The sequence below is a fragment of the Oerskovia douganii genome (assembly GCF_015142735.1).
Classification (GTDB): Bacteria; Actinomycetota; Actinomycetes; order Actinomycetales; family Cellulomonadaceae; genus Oerskovia; species Oerskovia douganii.
The window spans coordinates 35996-57368 of the sequence record NZ_JACSPN010000002.1; the positions used below are offsets into that span (position 1 = coordinate 35996).

The 21373-nt window shown below is 72.9% G+C and carries 20 protein-coding genes and 1 tRNA gene; 13 read left to right on the forward strand and 8 right to left on the reverse strand.

The window, feature by feature from the left end; genetic code table 11:
* Positions 1-82: 82 nt before the first annotated feature.
* The 8 genes from H9623_RS01775 to H9623_RS01810 all read left to right on the forward strand — a co-directional run bounded on the left by H9623_RS01775 (position 83) and on the right by H9623_RS01810 (position 5860).
* Positions 83-274, forward strand: coding sequence for a hypothetical protein (locus H9623_RS01775; protein ID WP_193718390.1), 192 nt, complete (start codon positions 83-85; stop codon positions 272-274).
* The gene (locus H9623_RS01780) at positions 274-1017 is read left to right on the forward strand and encodes a hypothetical protein (protein WP_193718391.1); all 744 of its coding nucleotides are present in this window, start codon (positions 274-276) and stop codon (positions 1015-1017) included. Before H9623_RS01775 ends, H9623_RS01780 begins: the two co-directional genes overlap by 1 nt.
* Positions 1018-1085: 68 nt before the next feature.
* On the forward strand, positions 1086-2198 hold the full coding sequence (locus H9623_RS01785; RefSeq protein ID WP_193718392.1) for an OmpA family protein: 1113 nt from the start codon (positions 1086-1088) through the stop codon (positions 2196-2198).
* The gene (locus H9623_RS01790; protein WP_193718393.1) at positions 2195-2830 is read left to right on the forward strand and encodes a hypothetical protein; all 636 of its coding nucleotides are present in this window, start codon (positions 2195-2197) and stop codon (positions 2828-2830) included. The genes H9623_RS01785 and H9623_RS01790 overlap by 4 nt, the downstream gene beginning before the upstream one ends.
* A 19-nt stretch (positions 2831-2849) precedes the next feature.
* Entirely contained in the window at positions 2850-4280 is a 1431-nt protein-coding gene (locus H9623_RS01795; RefSeq protein WP_193718394.1) for a hypothetical protein, read from the forward strand.
* A gap of 37 nt (positions 4281-4317) precedes the next feature.
* The gene (locus H9623_RS01800) at positions 4318-4845 is read left to right on the forward strand and encodes a hypothetical protein (RefSeq protein ID WP_193718395.1); all 528 of its coding nucleotides are present in this window, start codon (positions 4318-4320) and stop codon (positions 4843-4845) included.
* Positions 4842-5297, forward strand: a complete 456-nt coding sequence (locus H9623_RS01805) for a hypothetical protein (RefSeq protein WP_193718396.1) — start codon at positions 4842-4844, stop codon at positions 5295-5297. The genes H9623_RS01800 and H9623_RS01805 overlap by 4 nt, the downstream gene beginning before the upstream one ends.
* On the forward strand, positions 5297-5860 hold the full coding sequence (locus H9623_RS01810) for a hypothetical protein (protein ID WP_193718397.1): 564 nt from the start codon (positions 5297-5299) through the stop codon (positions 5858-5860). Before H9623_RS01805 ends, H9623_RS01810 begins: the two co-directional genes overlap by 1 nt.
* 96 nt (positions 5861-5956) lie before the next feature.
* On the opposite strand, the gene H9623_RS01815 is transcribed toward H9623_RS01810, so the two are convergent.
* The gene (locus H9623_RS01815) at positions 5957-6781 is read right to left on the reverse strand and encodes an NAD-dependent protein deacetylase (protein ID WP_193718398.1); all 825 of its coding nucleotides are present in this window, start codon (positions 6779-6781) and stop codon (positions 5957-5959) included.
* A gap of 258 nt (positions 6782-7039) precedes the next feature.
* Here H9623_RS01815 and H9623_RS01820 point away from each other — a divergent pair, with 258 nt between their 5' ends.
* Positions 7040-8731 carry a glycosyl hydrolase family 18 protein gene (locus H9623_RS01820; RefSeq protein ID WP_193718399.1) on the forward strand — a complete coding sequence of 564 codons (1692 nt, stop codon included), beginning with the start codon at positions 7040-7042 and terminating at the stop codon, positions 8729-8731.
* A 100-nt stretch (positions 8732-8831) separates the two neighbouring features.
* Here the strand turns inward: H9623_RS01820 and H9623_RS01825 are convergent, their stop codons facing one another.
* The 3 genes from H9623_RS01825 to H9623_RS01835 are packed head-to-tail and all read right to left on the reverse strand — an operon-like array spanning position 8832 to position 12471.
* Positions 8832-10982, reverse strand: coding sequence for a carbohydrate-binding domain-containing protein (locus H9623_RS01825; RefSeq protein ID WP_193718400.1), 2151 nt, complete (start codon positions 10980-10982; stop codon positions 8832-8834).
* Positions 10982-11839 (reverse strand): VTC domain-containing protein, encoded by an 858-nt coding sequence (locus tag H9623_RS01830; RefSeq protein WP_193718401.1) that lies wholly within the window; start codon positions 11837-11839, stop codon positions 10982-10984. Before H9623_RS01830 ends, H9623_RS01825 begins: the two co-directional genes overlap by 1 nt.
* Positions 11836-12471, reverse strand: a complete 636-nt coding sequence (locus H9623_RS01835) for a DUF4956 domain-containing protein (protein ID WP_321575212.1) — start codon at positions 12469-12471, stop codon at positions 11836-11838. The genes H9623_RS01830 and H9623_RS01835 overlap by 4 nt, the downstream gene beginning before the upstream one ends.
* Before the next feature lie 245 nt (positions 12472-12716).
* Here H9623_RS01835 and H9623_RS01840 point away from each other — a divergent pair.
* The 4 genes from H9623_RS01840 to H9623_RS01855 all read left to right on the forward strand — a co-directional run bounded on the left by H9623_RS01840 (position 12717) and on the right by H9623_RS01855 (position 15705).
* Positions 12717-12803, forward strand: a tRNA-Ser gene (locus H9623_RS01840).
* Positions 12804-13013: 210 nt separating this feature from the next.
* Positions 13014-13937 (forward strand): signal peptidase I, encoded by a 924-nt coding sequence (gene lepB / locus H9623_RS01845; protein WP_193718403.1) that lies wholly within the window; start codon positions 13014-13016, stop codon positions 13935-13937.
* A gap of 82 nt (positions 13938-14019) precedes the next feature.
* Positions 14020-15237, forward strand: a complete 1218-nt coding sequence (locus H9623_RS01850) for a polysaccharide deacetylase family protein (protein ID WP_193718404.1) — start codon at positions 14020-14022, stop codon at positions 15235-15237.
* A 3-nt stretch (positions 15238-15240) separates the two neighbouring features.
* On the forward strand, positions 15241-15705 hold the full coding sequence (locus tag H9623_RS01855; RefSeq protein ID WP_321575213.1) for an NUDIX domain-containing protein: 465 nt from the start codon (positions 15241-15243) through the stop codon (positions 15703-15705).
* Between the two features lie 84 nt (positions 15706-15789).
* Here the strand turns inward: H9623_RS01855 and aztD are convergent, their stop codons facing one another.
* The 4 genes from aztD to H9623_RS01875 form a co-directional block, all read right to left on the reverse strand.
* Positions 15790-17067: a zinc metallochaperone AztD gene (aztD, locus tag H9623_RS01860; RefSeq protein WP_193718405.1), complete on the reverse strand. Its 1278-nt coding sequence runs from the start codon at positions 17065-17067 to the stop codon at positions 15790-15792.
* A gap of 151 nt (positions 17068-17218) precedes the next feature.
* On the reverse strand, positions 17219-18568 hold the full coding sequence (locus tag H9623_RS01865) for a hypothetical protein (protein WP_321575214.1): 1350 nt from the start codon (positions 18566-18568) through the stop codon (positions 17219-17221).
* A 163-nt stretch (positions 18569-18731) separates the two neighbouring features.
* On the reverse strand, positions 18732-19922 hold the full coding sequence (locus H9623_RS01870) for an acetyl-CoA C-acyltransferase (RefSeq protein ID WP_193718406.1): 1191 nt from the start codon (positions 19920-19922) through the stop codon (positions 18732-18734).
* A gap of 152 nt (positions 19923-20074) precedes the next feature.
* Positions 20075-21319 carry an acyl-CoA dehydrogenase family protein gene (locus tag H9623_RS01875; protein ID WP_193718598.1) on the reverse strand — a complete coding sequence of 415 codons (1245 nt, stop codon included), beginning with the start codon at positions 21317-21319 and terminating at the stop codon, positions 20075-20077.
* Between the last annotated feature and the right edge of the window lie 54 nt (positions 21320-21373).

The following is a 21373-nucleotide window of genomic DNA, read 5'->3' on the forward strand; positions in this document are numbered from 1 at the left end:
GCGCAGGGTGGCCTCCGTAGGGTTCGTGGAGTCGTGAACGGTGATGGACCCGTTCAGACCTGGACCCACGAGGAGAACTCTCATGACCCGTGCATTCGTCAAGGCCAAGATCCGTCTGCAGAAGTCGCTCGAGGCCCGCGAGGCGGGTCAGGGCTCGATCGAGTACCTCGGTGTGATCGTCGTGGCCGTGCTCCTGGTCGTCGCACTGATCGCCGTGTTCCGCGGCTTCGACCTCGGCGGGAAGATCCAGGAGCAGCTGGACCAGATCAACTAGTGACGCGTCGACGCCTGCACGGCGACGAGGGCCTGGCCTCCAGCGGTCTGCTGGCCACGGTCCTCGTCGTCGTGTTCGCGGTCGCCCTGGTGGCCGTTCTCCCGCTCCTGCGCGGGACCGAGCAGGGGGGCAGGGCACGCACGGTCGCCGACGCGGCCGCGCTCGCCGGGGCCGAGCGGGTGCGTGAGCACTTCCTCGACGAGCTCGCCGGAGTCCCGGTGCGCGACCTGACCGGCGGGAACGACCTGGGTGGCACGTGGTGGCCGACGCGGTCACCGCTGCCGTCCATGGGGTACTCCGCGGCGAACGACTACGCGCACAGGAACGACGGCGAGGTCCTGCCGGCGTGGTACGCGTACGACGTGCGGGGCGGCACCGTGACCGTGCGGGCCCGGCTGCTCGAGCCGGCGCCGGGCGGGGGGCGGACCGAGTCGAGCGCGCGGGCACGCCTGGGGATCGACCTGTCGACCTGCTGGGTCAGCGCGGATCGCGAGGAGATCGAGCCGGAGCCCGAGCCGACGCCGGAGCCGACCCCCGACCCGAGCCCGTCCGAGAGCCCCACACCCACCCCGTCCCCGACGCCGACCGAACCTCCGCCGCCCGAGTACACCGACTGGGTCTACTCGTTCGGCTGCGACGGCGTCCGCCGCGTGTCCGGCGACGATCTGCGCGACGTGCTGGCGGAGGCGCGTCAGCGGGTCGTCGAGGCCGCGACCCCGCGGCTCGTCGACCCACCGCCGTAGCCGGGCCGGGTGGACGGGATGCTTCAGCAAGGTGCCTGCAGAGGCCGGAGAGTCAAGGAGGAACGACCATGAGGGTTGCTCGCAGGTGGATGGTGGTCCCCGTGGCTCTCGTCGCGGTGCTGGCCGGAGGGCAGGTCGCGACGGCCGGCTCGTCCGACACGGAGCCCTCGGGTTCCGGCACCGACCTCGACCTCGCTCGCGGCGTGGTCCGTGTCGACGGCACCGACGTCCCGCTGCACGGGACGTTCTCCTACCCGTCCTTCGGCCTGGGGGACGATCCCGTGGTCCGAGGCATCGTCCACGGCGTCTACCGCGTCGACGGCGGGACCGCGCTGTACTACTCCCTCACCGAGGAGACCAAGGGCATCGGCACCGGGGGCACGAACGCCTTCCCGACCGATCTCCAGGACCCGACGGTCTACGGGTACAACATGGCGTCGGCGGTCGCCCTCGTGGACGTCGCAGGCCTGCAGGGGTACCGGCCGCTCGTGGCCGACGGCGCGGCGCTGACGTCGGCGTCCAAGGACCTCCAGGCCGGTCCTGACGAGCTCGCGGTGGCCTTCGCGCTGTTCCCCGAGCTCCCTGAAGGACTGACGTCCGTGGACGTGCGGATCGGCCGGGACGTCGTCGCGGGGGTGCCCGTCGGCGAGGGCGCCCTGACCCCTGTCGCCGAGGAGCCCGCGGTCCTGCTCGGCCAGGGCTGGCCGGAGCTTCCGTCGAGCGACCAGATCGCGGCAGCGGGGATCGACGGGGCGGTCTTCGGTCTGAGCCGGCGCACCTCCGACCTCGAGCAGGTCGCGGCGACCGAGGAGACGGTCGAGCAGGTGGCGGTGACGCTCGACGCCAACGTCGTCTTCGACAAGGCCTCGGCCACGCTCTCCCCGGGTGCGCAGACCACGCTCGCCGACGTCGCGGCCGACATCGCGGCCCGGGGGACGGGCCAGGTCGTCATCACGGGGCACACCGACTCCGACGGGACGGACGCCGACAACCAGGTGCTCTCCGAGCAGCGCGCCGCGGCGGTCCTGGCGGCGCTCCAGCCCGCCGTCGGCGACGAGGTGACGCTCGAGGCCCTGGGCAAGGGCGAGACCGAGCCGGTCGCGAGCAACTCCTCGGCCGAGGGCCAGCAGGCGAACCGGCGGGTCACGGTCGTCTACTCCGTGCAGGAAGGGAAGCGATGAACGTCAGGAAGCACGGGACCGTGCTCGGGGGGCTGCTGGTGACCCTCGTGACCCTGTCCGCATGCACGGGCAGCCCGGAGGCGCCCGACGCGTCGGGCGGCCCTCGGCAGACCGCGGGTTCCGAGTCACCGTCGACCGCTCCGGAGGTCTCGGCCGAGGAGCTCGCGCTCGCGCTGTCCGCGGCCGAGGACGCGACCCCGGTCGGCACGGCCACCGGGGACGTCCCGGTGGGTGGCGGGACGACGCGCTCGGTCGTCGCGGACGCGCTCTCGGTCGACGCCTACCCCGACCGGACGCTCGTACGGTTCACCCTCGCCTCGGGGGACGGGCAGACGATCCGGCTCGAGGCGTACTCGCTCGCGGGAGCGGACTGGAACCTCGCTTACGTGGAGGGGCTGGCGGTCGTCGACCCCGAGTCCCAGCAGCGGCTCTCGAGCTACCGGGAGGCGGACCGCGAGAAGGGCGAGAGCGCCTTCCAGACGTGCTCCGCCAAGCCCAAGTCGCTCGAGGCCGAGAAGTTCCCGCAGACCTGCGTGCTCCCGGCGCTCGATCCGGCGACGGAGACCGTGACCGTGGAGATCCCCGACCTGCCCGCGATCGAGAACGTGCCGGTCACCCGGCACGGGGAGTGAGTGAACCACCGTGGGACAGATGACGAGGCCGCGCCGTGCGCGCACGGTTCGTGGCCAGGGCGAGCGTGGCGCGTCGACGATCGAGACGTTCGGTGTCGTCGCCGTCGCGGTGGTCCTCGTCACGGCGTTGATCCTCGTCTTCACCACCTTCAAGGTCGGTGACCGGATCGCGATCGAGCTGTGCAAGGTCGTGACCGCGGTGTCGGGCAGCGGGGCGTCGTGCGGGACCGTGACGGACGCCGCGGCGCCGCAGCAGGACAAGGACTTCCAACCGCCGGTGTGCATGCTCTCCGAGAAGAACGAGTCGTACTCCGCGCAGATCAAGATCGCGTTCGTCACGATCGGTGAGAACTCCGGGTTCATCGTGCAGGAGCAGGCCGACGGCAGCGTCAAGGTGACGGTCACGGACGGCGGTGCGCTCGGTGCCGAGGGTGGTGCCGGTGCCACGTTCAACATCGGCAAGCTCGGCAGCGAGACCAAGGGCGGGGCGGACGTCGACTTCGGCGGTGGCCTGACGTTCGGCTACGGCGACACCTGGGAGTTCACGTCGAAGGCCGAGTACGACACGATGCGCTCCCAGCTCGACGACTACCTGATGCAGCAGGAGATGCTCAAGCAGGAGGGTGGCGCCTGGGCCATCAAGGGGATGGGCGGGTTCGTGGACGCGCCCAAGCCTCCGACCGTCAAGTTCACGACCATCGGCCTCGAGGCTGCGCTCGACGGAGGGATCGGGCTCCGGGAGCCCACGGGGAAGAAGGACGCCGACGGGAAGGAGGAGTTCCTCGACCCGAACCTGGGGCTCAGCTTCTCCCTCGACGGTTCGGGCGAGGTGGTCGTGGAGACCAGCTCGAACGGGGACGTGACCTACAACTACCAGCTCAAGGGCAGCGGTGCGGCGGGCATCGAGCTCGTGGCGGGATCCGGGACGGGAAGCCTGAGCGGCGAGGCCGCGTTCTCCGTGAAGCGGGACAAGAACAAGGACGTCACGGAGATCGTGTTCAAGACCGTCGGCGCCAGCTCGCTGGAGGGGCAGCTGGGCAACGCCACGTTCGAGCAGGTCAACGGTGGGGCGGGGACGGCCGAGGGCAGCTCGGTCATGACCACCACGACGCTCGTGGTCGACGACTCCAACCGCGCCCAGGTCGACGCGTGGCTGGCCGAGCGTGGCGACGCGCTGCGCATCCCGCTCTCGGCCGTGGTCCCGGACAAGCCGTCCGACGACCCGTTCTCCCAGCTCCTGTACGAGAAGGCCACGGTGAGCCGGGTCGAGTATGAGAACATCCAGGACGGCTTCGCGTTCGGTGCGGCCGTGAAGGCGGGACTCCAGCTCGGGTTCAACTTCAGCATGGAGGAGGCCACGGCCACGGCGGTCAAGGCGCACTTCCTCGGCGCCCCCCAGGCGGACGCGGTCCGACCGTGGGTGGACGACGCGGTGTGCATCGGTGGCTGACCACGTGACCCGGAGGTCCCAGAAGGAGAGAGCAGCGATGCAGTTCGGAAGACGAGCACGTGCGACGACCGCAGCCCTCGTGGCGGCCGTGGCCCTCGGAGGGTGCTCGGGCGACGGCATTCCTGAGGGGTACGAGCAGGTGCAGACGGGCTGGATGCGGGTGGCCGTCCCGGAGGGGTGGGTCGAGGGCGGTCAGGTGACGGACCGTTGGACCGAGTCCTACCAGGACGCCGAGGGCGACGCCGCGACGGTGCAGCTCCTCCTGGCTCCCGAGTGGGGCGAGACGGATGCGCTCGTCGCCACGAGCAGCGTCATCGCCTCGGCTCAGGTCGGTGGCTTCCCGGGCTTCAGGATCGTGGACGGCCCCGAGACCGACGAGGAGCAGAACCACCTCCTCCGGGACCGGGTCGACTTCACCTACGAGGGCGAGGACGGGACGTACGAGGGCGTGCTGTGGGGTCTGGCGGACGACGAGGACCACGTCGTGATGGCGCAGCTCACGGGCAAGGACCTGGACCCCGACCTGGTCGCCGCGATCGACGAGAGCCTCGAGGTGACCGGGTGAGGGTCGCGACGCGAGAGGCGGACCAGCCGACCAGGGCGCCTCGGCTGGGCGGTCTCCTGCGCGGTTGGGTCTGGGCGCTCGTCGGGTTCCTCGTCGGCGAGTACGCTGCGGGCTTCGCTCTCCAGGTGCTGATGCGCGCGGGGGAGCGCGAGCTCGTCCTGTCGTGGACGTGGGTGCCGTGGATGCTCGCCGCTCTCCTGTGCGGCGCGGGAGCCGGTCTGGCCGTCCCCGCTGCCCGCGATCGCGCCTGGTGGTCGTGGGGCGTGGCGGCGGCGCCGATCCCGGTCGGGGCCTTCTTCGTGACGTGGTGGTACCTGTCCGCGTTCGACGCCGGGTCCGACGGCCTCGTGCTGGCCGCACTGGGTCAGGTCCTCGTCGCCGCAGTGGTCGCCACGGGCATCGGTCTTCTGCGCACCCGGTCGAGGGGCCTCGACGCGGCACAGGCGGGCTGATGTCCTCGGCACGCGTCCGTCCGAAGGCCGTCGCCTACCTCGTGCTGGCCGTCCTGGGCGTGGTGGGCGTCTCCCTGCTGTGGGACAGGACGCCCGCCCCCGAGCCGGTCCCGTCGTCGACCGAGGCGCCGCTCCCGGTCGTGCCGGTCGAGGAGGGGGAGACGGTGAGCGACGACGTGGCGGTGCTCGGGCCCGACGGCGCCACGTACGGAGCGCCGTCGGTCAGGTGGGACTCCTCGGCCGCGGTGAGGGTGAGCCTGGCCGTCACCGTGCCGGAGAGCGAGGGCGTCGTCGAGGTCCGGCCGCCGGAGGTCGCGCTGGTGCGCGCGGGTCGGGAGATCTCCCCCCTCCCTCCCGTCGAACCCGGCTCCGAGGACCGGGGGACGCGCCTGCGCGGCGGCGGTGCCGCCGGCTTCACGTGGTACTTCGACGCGGACGACGACGGGACGCAGATCGAGCCGGGTGACCTCGTGACGGTGCGTGTGCGCACCCCGGACGGCCTCGTGTACGACGTCGAGGGGATCGAGGTCGGGCGGCCGTCGGGACGGGGCCTGTCCCGGTAGGACCTGCCCGGGCAGGGTGGGTCGGGCAGGTCGCCCCGGTCCCCGGCGCCCGCCCCGGCCCCCGGCCGCCCGGCGCCCGCCCTGCGGCCCGCCGGCTCAGAGCCGGTCGGCCAGCGCTTCGAGCGTCTCGGAGACCCCGGCCTCGAGCTTGAGGGTGGCGAGCGGGTCGCCACGGGTCGCACCGCGGTTGACGATCACGACGGGCTTGTCGTTCTTCACGGCGTGCTTGACGAACCGCAGCCCGCTCATGACGGTCAGCGACGACCCGGCGACGAGCAGCGCGTCGGCGGCGTCGACCATGGCGTAGGCGCGCTCGACGCGCTCGCGGGGCACGTTCTCGCCGAAGTACACGATCTCCGGCTTGAGCATCCCGCCGCAGAACTCGCACGCGGCGGGCACGAAGTGTGCGGTCGACTCGATCACGGCGTCGGCGTCGGGGGCGGTCTCGACGTCGGCGAGGTCGCCGACGCTCTCGAGGAAGTGGGGGTTGAGCTCGGTGAGCCGCTCGGCGAGGTGCTCGCGCGAGATGACGCGTCTGCACGACAGGCAGATCACGCGGTCGTAGCGGCCGTGCAGGTCGATGACGTTGCGCGAGCCTGCGTCCTCGTGGAGGAGGTCGACGTTCTGGGTGATGATCCCCTCGAGGACGCCTAGCTCCTCGAGCCGCACCAGGGCCTTGTGCCCGGCGTTGGGGTGCGTGCGGTGCACGCGTTGCCAGCCCACGTGGTTGCGCGCCCAGTAGTGGCGGCGGAACGCCTCGTCGCCGACGAACTGCTGGTAGGTCATGGGGTTGCGGGGCGGGGAGTCGGGCCCGCGGTAGTCGGGGATGCCGGAGTCCGTCGAGATGCCCGCGCCGGTCAGTGCGGTGAGCCGCTTTCCGCGCAGGAGGTGGACGACGTCGTCGAGCGAGGGCTCTGTCACGGGAGATCCTGAGGTCTGCTGAGCCACCCTTCGAGGGTACGACGGCCCTGCCGGAAGGTTCCACAAGAAGCGGTGTGACGTGCGGCGGCCCGCGCGAAACGGGCGAGTTGGACACCCGTCCAAGGGCAAATCGGGCCAAAGGCGCAACACGGCTGGGTGATTGGTTAAGGGTCTTGGCAAAGCAATGCGCCACGGCTAGTGTGCGAGGCGTCCGAACAAAGTTCCGGGCGTGCCCGGAGGAGAGCAACGAGGCCCTCAATGAACGCACCACGACGCCGGCTCGCGCCGGTAGCGATCGCCGCCGCAGCGGTGCTCGCGGCATCACTCGCCGCGGCCCCCGCGACGCAGGCCGCCACCCCCACCGCCAAGCCCGTCGTCACGTCCGCCGGGCCCGACGACATCAACGGCTACCGCAGCGTCGGCTATTTCATGGCCGACGGCCCGATCACCAGGAACTTCCACGTCGCCAACCTGGTCTCGACCGGCGCGATCAAGGACCTGACGCACCTCAACTACGCGTTCGGAAACGTCACGACGGACCTCGTCTGCGACATCAACCAGGTTCCCGGTGAGGGGGATGCGCAGAACGACTTCCTGCGCCTGGTCCCGGCCAAGCAGTCCGTGGACGGCAAGGCCGACAAGGCGGGGCAGGCCCTCGCCGGCAACTTCAACCAGCTCCGCAAGCTCAAGGCCGTCAGCCCCGACACCAAGATCCTCGTGTCGCTCGGCGGGTGGACCTGGTCGGACAACTTCTCCGAGGCGGCCTCGACGGCCGAGGGGCGCACGAGGCTCGTCGACTCGTGCCTGGACATCTACATCAAGGGCAACCTGCCGAAGATCGGCGACAAGGGGGGTGCGGGTGCGGCCGCCGGTATCTTCGACGGCATCGACATCGACTGGGAGTGGCCTGTCACCGGTGGTGAGACCGCGAACGCCCGCCCCGAGGACAAGGAGAACTTCCTGCTCCTCATGGAGGAGTTCCGCAGCTCGCTCGACGCGCTGGGAGCCCAGAGCGGGCAGGACTACCTGTTGACGGGCTTCGCCCCCGCCGGCGGCTGGAACGCGGGGCAGGGCGGCTGGCTCGACCCGCGCCTGTTCGCGGTGGTCGACTTCCTCAACGTCCAGGGCTATGACTTCCACGGGGGCTGGGTCCCCGACAAGACCGGGCACCAGGGCAACCTGCACCCGGACGGCGCCGAGAACTGGGGCCTGGGCCTCGACGGTGCGATGAGCATGTACGTGAAGGCGGGCGCGGACCCGCTGCAGCTCAACGCGGGCCTCGCGGCCTACGGCCACGGTTGGTACGGCGTCGCGGACGGCAGCGCGGGCTGGAAGCCGGCAGCGGGCTACATCGGCACCAAGACGTACGCCGAGCTGCGGACGGTCGGCACCGCGTACTTCGACCCGAAGATCGGCGCCTCGTGGCGCTACGACGGCGACCAGTGGTGGAGCTACGACGACAAGGCGTCCGTGAACGCGAAGGCCGAGTGGTTGGCGGTCCAGGGCTACGGCGGTGCCATGTGGTGGGACCTCACGGGTGACTACAAGAACGAGCTGGGCTCGACGCTCGGCTCGACGTTGCGTGCGTCCACGCCTGGACCGCAGGTCGACGCCCGGTGCGCCGCCCCGTGGTACGGCTCGGGCGTCTACACCTCGGGTGACGTGGTCTCGCACGACGGCACCGAGTACAAGGCCAAGTGGTGGACGCGCGGCACGGCCCCGGCGGCGACGTCGGGCAGCCCGTGGCAGAAGATCGGCCCGTGCGGCACGGCTCCCGTGGTCGAGGTCGTGAAGTGCGCGCCAGCGTTCTCGCTCGGGGCCACCTACGCGGGCGGCGCGGTCGTCTCCCGTGCGGGCGTGAACCACACCGCGCAGTGGTGGACCCGTGGCGAGGTGCCCGGGACCGACGTGTGGGGCGCGTGGGACGCGGGGCGTCCCTGCTCGGCATGACGTCTGCGTGAGCACGGCCCCGGGGCGTTCCGGGGCCGGCAGGGGTGCCGCACCGTCGGGTGCGGCACCCCTGCTGCGTCCCGGTGGGTGCCCGACGGCGTCACGCGCCGCTCGTGGTCGTCCCGCCCGTGGTCCCGGTCGAGCCGGACGAGCCGTCGGCCCCGGGAGCACGACCGCCGCCGCCCATGCCTCCCATGCCGCCGCCCGCGAACTCGCCCGCGACCGCTGACGCGGCCTGAGTGGCGCCGTCGGTGCTGCCGTCCTCCGAGAGCCCCGCGGCGCCGGGGGCGCCGAGGGACCCGCCGGTCTGGAAGACGTACGTCTCGCCCGTCTCGACGTCGGGCGACGAGTACACGACGTTGGCGGTGTCCTTGGTGACCTCGTAGGACACGAGGGTCGTGCCGTCGTCGGTCACGACGTGGACCACGGTCCCGGCGGTGGCCGTCTGGTCGAGGTTCGCCGCGACCCAGCCCTGCGACGAGTCGGCGTCGGGGGCGACGGCCATGCCGACGCTGCCCGCCGCGAGCAGCGTGCCGCCCGTGATCGTGAACGTGCCGTCGACGTCGAGCGCGCCGTTCCCCGCGTCGGTCGGGCCCTGGACCACGGTCGTGCCGCCCGTGATCTCGAGCGTGCCGTTGCTGTCGATGCCGTCACCACCGGCGTCGACCACGAGCGTGCCGCCCGTGATCTTGATCCAGTGGTCGCCGGTGTCGGCGCTCTCACCGCCGGGGGTGCCGCCCTGGCCGCCCTGCTGCGCGTCGGGCGCTGCGCCGTCGGGCATCGCGGGCCGCTCGCCGGACGGCATCTCGCCGTCGGGCATCGCGGGCGGCTCCTCGCCCGTGCCGTCGCCGGGGGTCGTCCCGTCGGGCAGGGCGGGCCGCTCGCCGTCGGCCGGGGGAGTGAAGTCCTCGGGTGCCTGGCCCTCCTGCGGCGCGGTGCCGTCGGTGGTGGTGCCGCCCTGGGTGGTGGTGCCGTCGGTCGTGGTGTCCGTGCTCGTCCCGCCCGCGGCGTTCACGCCGTCGTCGGACGCGGTGACGTCGACGTCGCCGCCCGCGAGCGTGACCGTGGCCCCTTCGAGGCCCTCGACCGACTCGCTGACGGTGAGCGTGCCGTCCGTGACCGTGAGGTCACCCTCGGCGTGCACGCCGTCGTCGCCCGAGGCGAGCGCGATGTCGCCGCCCGAGACGGACACGGCGCCGTCGGAGTGCAGCCCGTCGTCGGCCGCGGTGACGTCCATGGTCGCGTCACCGCCGACCACGACCCCGACCGTGCCCTTGACGCCCTTGCCGGAGGCGTCCTCGGAGACCTCGGTGCCGGGGCCGCCCGCCGCGGCGATCGTCACGGTCGCGTCGGCGACGATCGCGTCGGTCTCCGCCTGGATCCCGTCGTCGCCTGCCGTGACGTCGACGGTCCCGCCCAGCACTGCGACGTAGCCCATGGTCTCGTCGTCCGCGTTGGTGGACTTGAGACCGTCGGCCGCCGCGGTCACGGTGACCGACGTGTCGTCGGTCACGACCAGGTAGTCCTTGCCGCGCACACCGTCGTCGCCTGCGTCGACCGTGAGGGCGCCCCCGGCGACGACCAGGCCGTCCTTGCTCACGATCCCGTCGGTCGCGGCGCTGACCACGTCGAGCGCGCCCGTTCCGCCGATCGTCAGGTCGGCCGAGGAGAATAGCGCGCCGTCGGGCTCGTCGGTGCTGGCGTCCGCATCGGCGTCCGCGGCTGCACCGGTGGCCTCGAGGTGGTTGGTCGAGCCGTCGGCCAGGACGACGACGGCGCTCGCGGCGTCGTCCACGACCAGGGCCGAGGTGGTCGAGGTCGTGATGCTCGCACCGTCGAGCACGAGGCGCACCACGCCGTCGCCCGACGAGGCGACGACGAGCTGCCCGTCGGTCAGGGTGCCCGTGACGCGGTAGGTCCCGGGCTGGGTGATCGTGACGGTCGAGCCGTCGACGCTCACGCCGTCGCCGTCCGCCTGGGCCGATTCGCCGTCGAGCGAGATCGCGACCTCCTCGGACTCGTCCCAGGTGAGGTCCTCGTCGTCGGCGCCGGAGGCGTGCGGGTCGGCGTTGTCCGCCATGGCCTGCTCGGGGGTCAGCCCGGCGACGTCCGCGGAGGCCGTGGTGGTGGAGGCGGCGTCGCTCGTGGTGCTGCTCGTGCCGGTGTCGGCGTCGCAGCCGACGAGAGCGGCGGCGGTGAGGGTCGCGGTCAGGACCGCGGTCGTGACGGTGGTGGGTCGGCGGACTCGCATCAGGTGCTCCTGTCGTGAGAGGTGGTCAGGGAGGGTTCGACGTAGCGGCGGACGACGCGCCGCCACCGGGTGCCCGGCAGGTCCGGGCGGAGGACGGCCAGCCCCGTGCCGTACTTCGAGATGCGCTGCGGCCGGTGGCCGCTGCGCCAGAGGAGGTGGTCGAGGCACGACGGCGTCGACCCCGTCTTGGTCTCGACGACCACGAGGTCGGGGACCGCCGCGGTGCGAGCTGCGGGCGTGCCCTCGTCGAGCAGCCACGTCAGGCCCGTGTCGAGCGTCGCGCGGGCCGCGGGGGCTCCGGGCCTCGCGCCGGGCAGCAGGAGCGTCGAACGTCGGTACCGGGTGACGAGCCCGGCAGCGAGCGGCAGGTCGGCCACCGCGGAGAGCGACGCGCCGTCGAGCGTGGCCGCGACGAAGCGCCGACCGGCGCCCAGCTCGTGCCGGCCCTCGAGCTCGTGCGCGACCCGGTCCTTGACGGTCGAGCCGCGCGCGGCCCGGGTCTTGACCTCGAGCCACGCCTCGCCCGAGTCCAGGTAGGTCCGCGTGCGGACCTTGAACCGCCGCCGACGGCGGTGCGCCGCCAGGTGGAAGGCCGTCAGGTCCGGGGTGTCGAAGTACACCGACTCGTACGCGAAGTCCCGGCGGCCGTCCATGTCGAGGACCCGCACGCCCGGCTCGCGCTCGACCAGGTCGGCGAGCACCGCAGCGGCCTCGGACCGGCGCATGACGTACTTGCGGTCGATCCTCGTCTGGAGCGAGGCCGACGCGACGAGCTCGTCGAGCGGCACGGGGGCGAACCCCGCGCCCGGCGGGACGAGGGTGTCGGTCGTGGCGTCGTCGGGCAGGAGCGCGGTCATGCCGACACCTGCCCCGCGCGGGCGCCCGGGAGCGCCGCGGAGACGTCGTCGGGGACGGCGCCCGCCGCGACGCCGCCGCCGCGCGCGACCTCGTACCGGACGTCGACGAGAGTCGTGTCGTCGACCAGGTCGAGACGCTGCACGGAGGCCGAGTGGACGCGCGCGCCCAGGAGCTGCTCGAGGTGGGCCACGAGGCCGGCCTCGTCGGGGAAGGCGCGGTCGAGCACGATGACCTGGCTGCGGTGGCGGCTCAGCAGCCGCGGGTGGTCCGCGACGGCCATGACCACGAGGATCAGGGCGCTGCCCGCGACCCCGAGCCAGCCCGCGGTCGCGCCGAGCCCGCCCAGGAGGCCCAGGGCGAGGGCCGCGAAGTAGTACGCGACCTCGTGCTGGGACAGCTCGGTCGACCGCAGGCGGATGATCGACAGGACACCGAAGAGGCCCAGGCCCAGGCCTGCGCCCACCGTGCTGCTCGCGAGCGTCGCCGCGACCGCGAGGACGCCCACGTTGACCCCCAGGTACGCGACGACCAGGTCGCGGCGCCGATGACGTGGGAAGTAGAGGCCGAACGTCAGGACGAGCACGGCGAGCAGGTCGACGAGGTACAGCACGAGCTGCGGGGGCTGGGTCACGGGTGACCTCCAGGTGGCGGGGAAGTGAACTCCTCCCATGGAGCCGCCCGAACCTGTGAGGTCCCTTTGACCCCGGGTAGCCGGGGATGTGAGTTCGCGGAGCGGGTCCACCTCGCGCCCGACGCCGCGCGGGCGCCCGGGCGTCCGACGGCGGGCCTCCCAGGGGCCCGGCAGGCGCGCGGGGTGCCCGATTCGGTCCAGGCGCCCTGAGCGGGTATCCTTCTGCAGCCGGGACTTCTCGGCTGGGTAGCGTGTCCGAGTGGCCTAAGGAGCACGCCTCGAAAGCGTGTGTGGGTGAAAGTCCACCGTGAGTTCGAATCTCACCGCTACCGCGTGAACGAAGGGTCCCGACCGCTGGTCGGGGCCCTTCGTCGTTCGCCCGCCCCACGCACGGCGCCCCACCGCCCGGGCGCCCCGAGGATGCCGCCGGGCCGTCGTCCTGCGCCGATGCGTCCCGCAGGAGCTGTCCGGACCCGTCTCGTGCGTGGGCGCCGCCCGAGACCGACCGGCCGGTGCGACCAGGAGGTGGAAGAGTGTCCCCCGTGACCTCGAACGACGCAGACCGCGAAGACGACCAGCCCAGACCCTCGGGCGGTTTCGCCGCAGCCCCGGACGTCGACTCGGTCTTCCCGTCACGGCCCACGAGCGGCCCGGGCGAGAAGGCGGCACCTGGTGCGAACGGACCGGCCGACCAGGCCCCGCGCCCGGGTGGCGACGCGGGCGTCGGCGGCCCCGGTGCCCCGGACGTCGAGGGTGACCCGGACGGCGACGGCGACGCGGACGGGCACGTCCCCACCCGGCGCCGCTGGTCGTTCGCGCGCGAGGTCGGCATCATCGTCGTCGCGGCGCTGGTCATCTCGTTCCTCATCAAGACGTTCGTCGTCCAGCCGTTCGTGATCCCGAGCGAGTCCATGGAGGACACGCTGATCGAGAACGACCGGGTGCTGGCGTCGCGCTTCGTCCCGCGGTTCCTCGACGTGCACCGCGGTGATGTCGTGGTGTTCAAGGACCCGGGGGGCTGGCTCGAGGAGGATCCGCAGTCGGAGTCGACGGGCCTGGTCCGGGCCGGCGAGGCGTTCCTGACGTTCATCGGCATCCGTCCGGTCGACGCGGGGGAGCACCTCATCAAGCGTGTGATCGGGCTCCCCGGGGACCAGGTGACGTGCTGCGACGACCAGGGTCGGGTCTCCGTGAACGGGGTCGCGATCGACGAGACCTACCTCAAGCCGGGGTCGCTGCCGAGCGAGGTCCCGTTCGACGTGACCGTGCCGGAGGGATACCTGTTCGTGCTGGGGGACAACCGGCAGAACTCGGGCGACTCGCGCTACAACAGGGACAAGCCCGGGGAGGGGTTCGTCCCGATCGAGAACGTGGTGGGTACCGCGGTCGCGAAGGTGTGGCCGCTGGACCGGGCGTCCTTGATGCGCAACCCGGGGAGCGTCTTCGAGGACGTCCCGGAACCCTGAGCGCAGTCACCCGCGCCGCCCGGGCGCTCGGGCCCCGTCTCCCCTAGCGTGGGGGCACTGCCCGCGCGCGGAAGGACTGCCCGTGTCTGAGACGTCTGCTCGTCCTGTCGGGAGGCTGCGTCGCGCGGCGTTCCTCGTGACCGCCGCGGCGGTCGGCCTGGTGCTCGCGGGCTGCACGGGATCTCCCTCGCCGGACCCGGGTCCGACGTCGGGGCGCCCCTCCGTGGGGGCCTCGTCGTCGGAGCGGCCCACGCCCGCCCCGTCGCCCACGCCCACGAAGCCGACCCCGTCGCCCACGCCGACCCCCACGCGCGCCGCGTCGAACGTGCCCATGACGAGGCTCGCGCCGGGTCAGGCGCCGCCGCAGTTCGTCATCTTCTCGTTCGACGGTGCGGGGTGGCACGACCGCTGGACCGAGTTCCGTGAGGCCGCCGCGCAGGTCGACGCGCGCTTCACGGCCTTCCTGACGGGCATCTATCTCCTCACCGACGAGCACCGGGACGCGTACACGGGCCCCGGCCACCCGACGGGCAAGGCGTCCGTGAGCTTCGGAGGGGACGCCGCCACGGTCACGACCCTCGTGGGGGACCTCAACACGGCCTACCTGGAGGGCCACGAGATCGGGACGCACTACAACGGCCACTTCTGCGCGGACAACCCGCCGGGCGGGGCGGCGTGGAGCACGGCCGACTGGAACAGCGAGCTCGACCAGTTCTTCGGGTTCTGGGACGGCTGGCAGGAGATCAACGGGCTCCAGGGCTCGCCCGCGCTGCGGGTCCCCGCGACCGAGGTCACGGGTGGCCGGACGCCGTGTCTCGAGGCGAACTGGGACCAGATCGCCCCGGCGTGGGCCGCGCACGGGCAGACGTACGACTCGTCGATCCCCGGCAGCGGCATCGCGTGGCCCAGGCAGGAGTACGGGGTGTGGGAGTTCCGCATGCAGACCACGAGCTCCCCGACGCTGGGCAGCGTCATGGCCATGGACTACAACTTCTGGTACAAGTTCAACAAGGCCCAGAACCAGCCCGAGCGGGCCCCGGAGATCCGTGCGGCGGTGCTCGAGACGTACCGGCACATGTACACCGCGGCGTTCAGCGGCAACCGTGCGCCGGTGCTCGTGGCGAACCACTTCAACCAGTGGAGCGGCAACGCGTTCAACCCCGCCGCGAAGGACTTCATGCTGGAGACGTGCGGCAGGCCGGAGACGATCTGCGCGACGTACCAGGACGTCATCGCGTGGATGAACCTGCAGGACCCGGCGGTGCTCGCCGAGCTCCAGGCGCGCCCGGCGGTGTACTGAGCCGTGGTCACGAGCGCTGGCCTCCTCCTCTACCGGGTCGTGGACGCCGGTGCGGTCGAGGTGCTGCTCGGGCACATGGGCGGCCCCCTGTGGGCGCGCAAGGAAGAGCGCGCGTGGACGATCCCCAAGGGGGAGGTCGGTCCGGACGAGGACGCGCACGACGCCGCGGTCCGCGAGTTCACCGAGGAGCTGGGTTCTGCGCCTCCCGACGGACCTGAGGTCGACCTGGGCGAGGTCCGCCAGCGTGCGGGCAAGCGGGTCCGGGCGTGGGGGCGTCGCGCGGACTTCGACGCGAGCACCGCGTCGAGCAACACGTTCGAGATGGAGTGGCCGCCGCGGTCGGGTCGCACGGCGACGTTCCCGGAGCTCGACCGCGCGGCGTGGGTGCCGCTCGCGCGGGCGCGCGACCTGGTGGTCGCGGGACAGGTGGGTCTGCTGGACCGCCTCGAGGAGTCGCTCGCCCGCTGAGGTGCCCGACGGCGCGGCGCGACCTGGGCGACCACCTCGCGCGGGGAGGTGGTCGCCCGGGCGGGCGGCGCCGTCGGGCAGGGGTCACTCCGGGAGGCCCGTGACCCCCGTCAGCTCGTTCGGGACGACGTCGAGCGTGGTGCTCGCGTAGACCTCACCGGACTCGACGTCGACCGCGTGCACGGCCTTCGTGGCCGGGTCGGTGACGTACGCCGTGTGGTCGAGCACGAACAGCGTGGGGCGCGGGGACTGCCAGTCGTCGGGCTCGGTCCAGGCGCCCGTGACGGCGATCGTGCTGGTGATCGCGCCCGTGCCGGGGTCGACGACGCGCAGCGCGCCGTCGGTCCCCAGGACCAGGGCCTCGCCGTGCGGGCCGCGGCCGAGCGACCGGAACGAGTAGCTCGCGCCGGTCTCGACCAGGGTGATCTGCCGGCTCGCGGTGTCGACGAGCGAGACGCGGGTGGGGCGTTCGAGGTCGGCGTCGGGGTCGGTCTTGTAGTCGCCCAGGACCACGGGCGACTCCTCGGACCCGGCCTGGTTGCCGATCCGGCCGTAGGCGTCGGGCGACGCGATCTTGGTCAGCTCGCCGCCCGAGTGGACGACCACGCCGTCCTCGCAGCCCAGGACCACGGCCTCGTCGGCGGCGACGGCCTCGCCGTGCACGCCCGGGCAGGCGTCGGTGCGGGCGACCTCGTGGCGGCCGCTGTCGAGGACCACGACGCTCGACCGGGCGTCCTCGGTGCCGTCCGTGACGAGCAGGTTCCCGTTCTCGAGCTCGACCGCGACGCCGTGGTGCGGGGACGGGGTGACGTAGGTGCTGGTCGTCGGTGCGCCGTCGGCGAGGTCGTGCGGGTCGAACGACTCGACGAGCCCCGAGCCGTCGTTGAACAGGACGGTGCGGCCCGCGTGGTGCACCACGTGACCGGGGTGGTCCGCGGCGACCTCGACCTGGGTGAAGGCCGGGTCCGCGGTGTAGAAGTGCGCGTGGTTGCCGTGGGCCTCGCCCCACGTGCCCAGGTCGAGGACCCGGAACGCGTCGCCCGCCGAGACGAGCACGTGGCGCTCGTCGCCCGCGGGGTTGAGCCGCGCGAAGCCGTCGACGGGGAGGTCGGCGACCTGCTCGAGGCTCGTGCCGTCGAGGACGACCACGCCGCCGTCGTAGGTGAGGGCGATGCGCGGGGTGTCGGTCGCGGCCTCGGTGCCGTGGCTGCTCTCCCGGTGCTCGTCGTGATCGTCGTGGTCGTGGTCCGAGGTGCCCGGGGCCGCGGGCGAGGCCTCGTCCGTGGCGCACCCGGCGAGCAGGGCGGCAGGCAGGGCGAGGGCGATCCCCAGGGTGAGGCTGCGGTGTCTGGTGCTGGTCATGGCGTCACGGGACCCCGGCGGGTCCCACCGTCCTTCCGGTAGGCAGAAGGTTCCGACGCGGGGCGCGGCGGAACGTGCACACCGTAGCAGAGAATGAGAATCAATCTCGTTAGGAGGTTGTCGACAAGGAGGTCGTCGCAGGACGAGGAGATCAGCCGGGCGTCGGCCCGGGCTGCTGACCCGGCGCGCGGGGCGCGTCTTGGAGGCCTTCACGGTCCGCCCGGACCCCGGGGGACAGGCCCGCCGGTCGCCCGCGCCCCAGCCGCACGAGCTGGACCACGGCCCCGACGAACAGGACCACGAGCGCGACGTTGCGCACGGCGGCGAGCAGGACGATCCACGGCGTGCTGAGCATGAACTGCCAGTACGCGATCGGGTAGAGGACCTGGGTCAGGACAGCGGTGACCAGGACGGCGACGGCAGGCGGCGACCAGACGGACCGTGCTCCTGGCCCGGCGAGCGCGATCGCGACGGCGACGGGCGGCCCGATCCACGCGACGAACTGGGGCGAGCCGACCTTGTTGAAGACGATGAGGCTCAGCAGCAGCGCGGTCACGGTCAGGAGGAGGACGTCGGTGCGGACCTCGGGGCGGCGCCGCGCCGCCCACCAGGAGATCGCGGCGATCGTGAGGACCGCCACGACGAGCAGCACGTCGAGGAGGCGTCCGGTCGTGATGGTCCCCGGGCCGAGGATCTCGAGCGTGCGGATGTCCGGGTTCATCCAGACCCGCCACCGGGGGTCGACGAGGCGCAGGATGCTGAACGGCGTGGCGAACACCGACTCCGACTGGAGGCCGCGCGCGTCCTGGGTCCCGAACACCCCGAGGACCCTGGGACCCGACCCGCCGGCCAGGGCGAGCGCGACGACGGCCACGCTGACCACCGCGCCCGGGAGGATCACGGTGCGCCACGGGCGCCTCGCGGTGGTCAGCAGCGCCACGACCACCGCGCCGGGGGCGATCTTGACCCACGCGCCGAACGTCGCGAGGGCGGTCGCCACGGCCGGGCGGCGGACGGCGACCGCGAGGGAGATCACGAGCAGCGCGGCCGCGACGCCGTCGAGGCGGGCGAGGAAGATGGGACCGAGCGCGACGAGGAACAGGAGCCACCACCAGGCCGCGATCCGGCCGCGGCCCGGCAGGCGGGCGAGGAACCACAGCGCGACCGCGTCCAGCACGACGATCAGGGCCACGAACTGGGCGTAGTACGCCTCGACCGACGAGCCGACGATGCCCGGCGCCGCGATGGGCAGCAGGGCGGCGACGGGGTAGACCCAGTCGTAGTCGAGCACCGGCCACGTCCCCTGGTCCCACCCTGCGCGGGCCCAGTACCAGTAGAGGTGCACGTCGCCCGAGATCCGGTACCCCCAGGTCTGGGCGTCGACGATCAGCCAGGCATGGACGAGCACGAAGCCCGCGACGAGGGCCCACGGTGAGCGCAGGGCCCAGGCCAGGGCGCGGCGTCCGGTCGAGGAGGGCCGGGCTGCTGTGGTCTCGGGCACGGCTCATCGTTGCACGACGGCGCCACGCGCGTCGGGCGAGCGGCGCACCGTGGACGCGCGGCGCCGTCGGGCACGACGAAGCGGCCTGCCCGAGCGGAGAGGAGGCTCGGACAGGCCGCTGGTCGCGCGGTGAGGCAGCACCGCGCGACGGGAGGAGGGACGGTCAGGCGCGCAGGATCAGCGCGTCCCCCTGGCCGCCGCCGCCGCACAGCGCGGCGGCTCCCACGCCGCCTCCGCGGCGCTGGAGGGCGAGGGCCAGGTGCAGGGCGAGGCGGGCGCCCGAGGCGCCGACGGGGTGGCCCAGGGCGATGGCTCCGCCGTCGGCGTTGACGACCGCGGGGTCGATCCCGAGGTCCTCGACCGACTGGAGCGCGACGGCCGCGAAGGCCTCGTTGATCTCGACCAGGTCCAGCTCGTCGGCCTTCATGCCCTCGCGCTCGAGCGCGTGGGTGATCGCGCGGGCGGGCTGGGAGTGGAGCGAGTTGTCGGGGCCGGCGACCTGGCCCGCGGACCCGATCTCGGCCAGCCACGTGAGGCCGCGGGAGACCGCGAAGGCCTTGCTGACGACCACGACCGCCGCGGCGCCGTCGGACAGCGGGGACGACGACCCCGCCGTGATGGTGCCGTCCTCGACGAACGCGGGGCGCAGGCCCGCGAGGGCCTCGACCGTGGTGCCGGGGCGGATGCCCTCGTCGTCCGCGACGACCACGGGCTCGCCCTTGCGCCGGGGGACCGTGACGGGCGCGATCTCCTCGGCCAGGCGGCCCTCCGCACGGGCCGCGGCCGCGAGGGCGTGCGAGCGGGCCGCGTACTCGTCCTGGACCTCGCGTCCGATGCCGCGCGTCGCGCAGCCACGGTCGGTCGCCTCGCCCATGATCTGGCCGTCGAACGGGTCGCGCAGGCCGTCGTGGGTGAGCGAGTCCGCCATGGTCACGTCGCCGAACGGGAAGCCCTTGCGTGAGCCCAGCACCAGGTGCGGGGCGTTCGTCATGGACTCCTGCCCGCCCGCGACGACGACCGACGCCTCGCCCGTGCGGATCAGGCGGGCCGCGTCGATGATCGCGGTCAGGCCCGACAGGCACAGCTTGTTGATCGTGACCGTCGGGACGTCCCACCCGATGCCGGCCGCGACGGCCGCCTGGCGCGCAGGGCCCTGGCCGCCGCCCGCCTGGATGACCTGACCCATGATCACGGCGTCGACGTCGGACGCCTCGACCCCCGCGGCGTCGAGCGCGCCGCGGATCGCGTGCGCGCCCAGCTCGTTCGCCGACAGGGACGCGAGCGCGCCCTGGAAGCGCGTGAACGGCGTGCGCGCGCCGTGCAGGAGGACGGGGACGTGGGCGTCGTTGCTCATGGTGGGCTCCGAAGGGGGAAGGAGGGACCCAGCGCCGCGGTGTCAGGTGAACGAGGAGGTCCGGTGCGGCGCTGGGTGGTCTGTGGGGCCGGGGCCCGCGAGGACCTACGGGGTGCGGCGCTCCCGGTACGGGGGAGCGCCGCCGGTGGGGGCTACACGAACGCCGAGACGCCCGTGATGTCGCGGCCCACGATGAGGGCCTGGACGCTCTCCGTGCCCTCGTAGGTGTGCAGGGCCTCGACGTCCGCGAAGTGCCGTGCGACGCGGTTCGCGAGCAGGATCCCGTTGCCGCCGAGCATGTCGCGCGCGCTCGCCGCGATCTCGCGGGCGCCGCGCGTGCAGGTGTACTTGGCGATCGAGGCCTGGGGGCCGGAGAGCTGCCCGGCCTCGTCGAGGCGCGTCATCTGCGCGACGAGGAGCTGCATCTGGGTCAGGGTCGAGAGCATGCGGGTCAGGCGCTCCTGGACCATCTGGTTGGCCGCGAGGGGGCGGCCGAACTGGACGCGCTGCTTGGCGTAGGCGACGGCCGTCTCGTAGCACGCGGTCGCGTGCCCGACGGCGGACCACGCCACCCCGAGCCGCGTCGCCTGGAGGACGCGCGCGGTGTCCTTGAACGACCGGCCGCCCGGGAGCACGGCCGAGGCCGGGACGAACACGTCGGTCAGGACGATGTGGGCCTGCCAGATCGCGCGGAGCGAGACCTTGCCCTCGATGGTCGTGGCTGCGTAGCCCGGGGTGTCCTGGGGCACGAGGAACCCGTGCACCTGGTTGTCGCCGTCCTTGCCGACCAGCCGCGCCCACAGCACCGTGATGTCGCCGCAGGACCCGAACCCGATCCACTTCTTCTCGCCGTCGATCACGAATCCCTCGACGCCGTCGCGGGTCTCGCGGCGGGCCGTGGTCTCGAGCGAGACCGAGTCCGAGCCGTGCGTGGGCTCGGTCAGGGCGAACGCGCCGAGCTTCTCGCCGCGCGCGAGCGGGCCGAGCCACTGCGCCTTCTGCTCGTCCGAGCCGAGGAGCTGGATCGAGCGCAGCGCGAGGCCGCCCTGCACGCCGCAGATCGTGGCGACCGAGCCGTCGCCGCGGGACATCTCCATCTCGGCGAGGCCGGCGCCCATGAGGCTGATCCGAGGAGAGCCGGGGACGTCGACGCCGTCGCGCAGGAAGTCGAGCTCGCCCATGCGCTTGGCCAGGCCGAACGGGACCTCGGCGCGCTCCCAGTACCCGTCGATCACGGGCAGGACCTCGTCCTGGACGAACGTGCGGACCCGGTGCTGCAGCTCGCGGTCGGCGGGGGTCGCGTCCGAGAACGCGCCGGCGTAGTCGATGTCGAGCGGCTGCGAGAGGTCGTAGTCCGGCTCGGTCACGTTGCGGCGGACGGGGTTCTCGGTCGTCATGGGGATGCTCCCGGTGTCGGGCCGGACGTCGGTGTCGGGCGATGCCCCCATGGT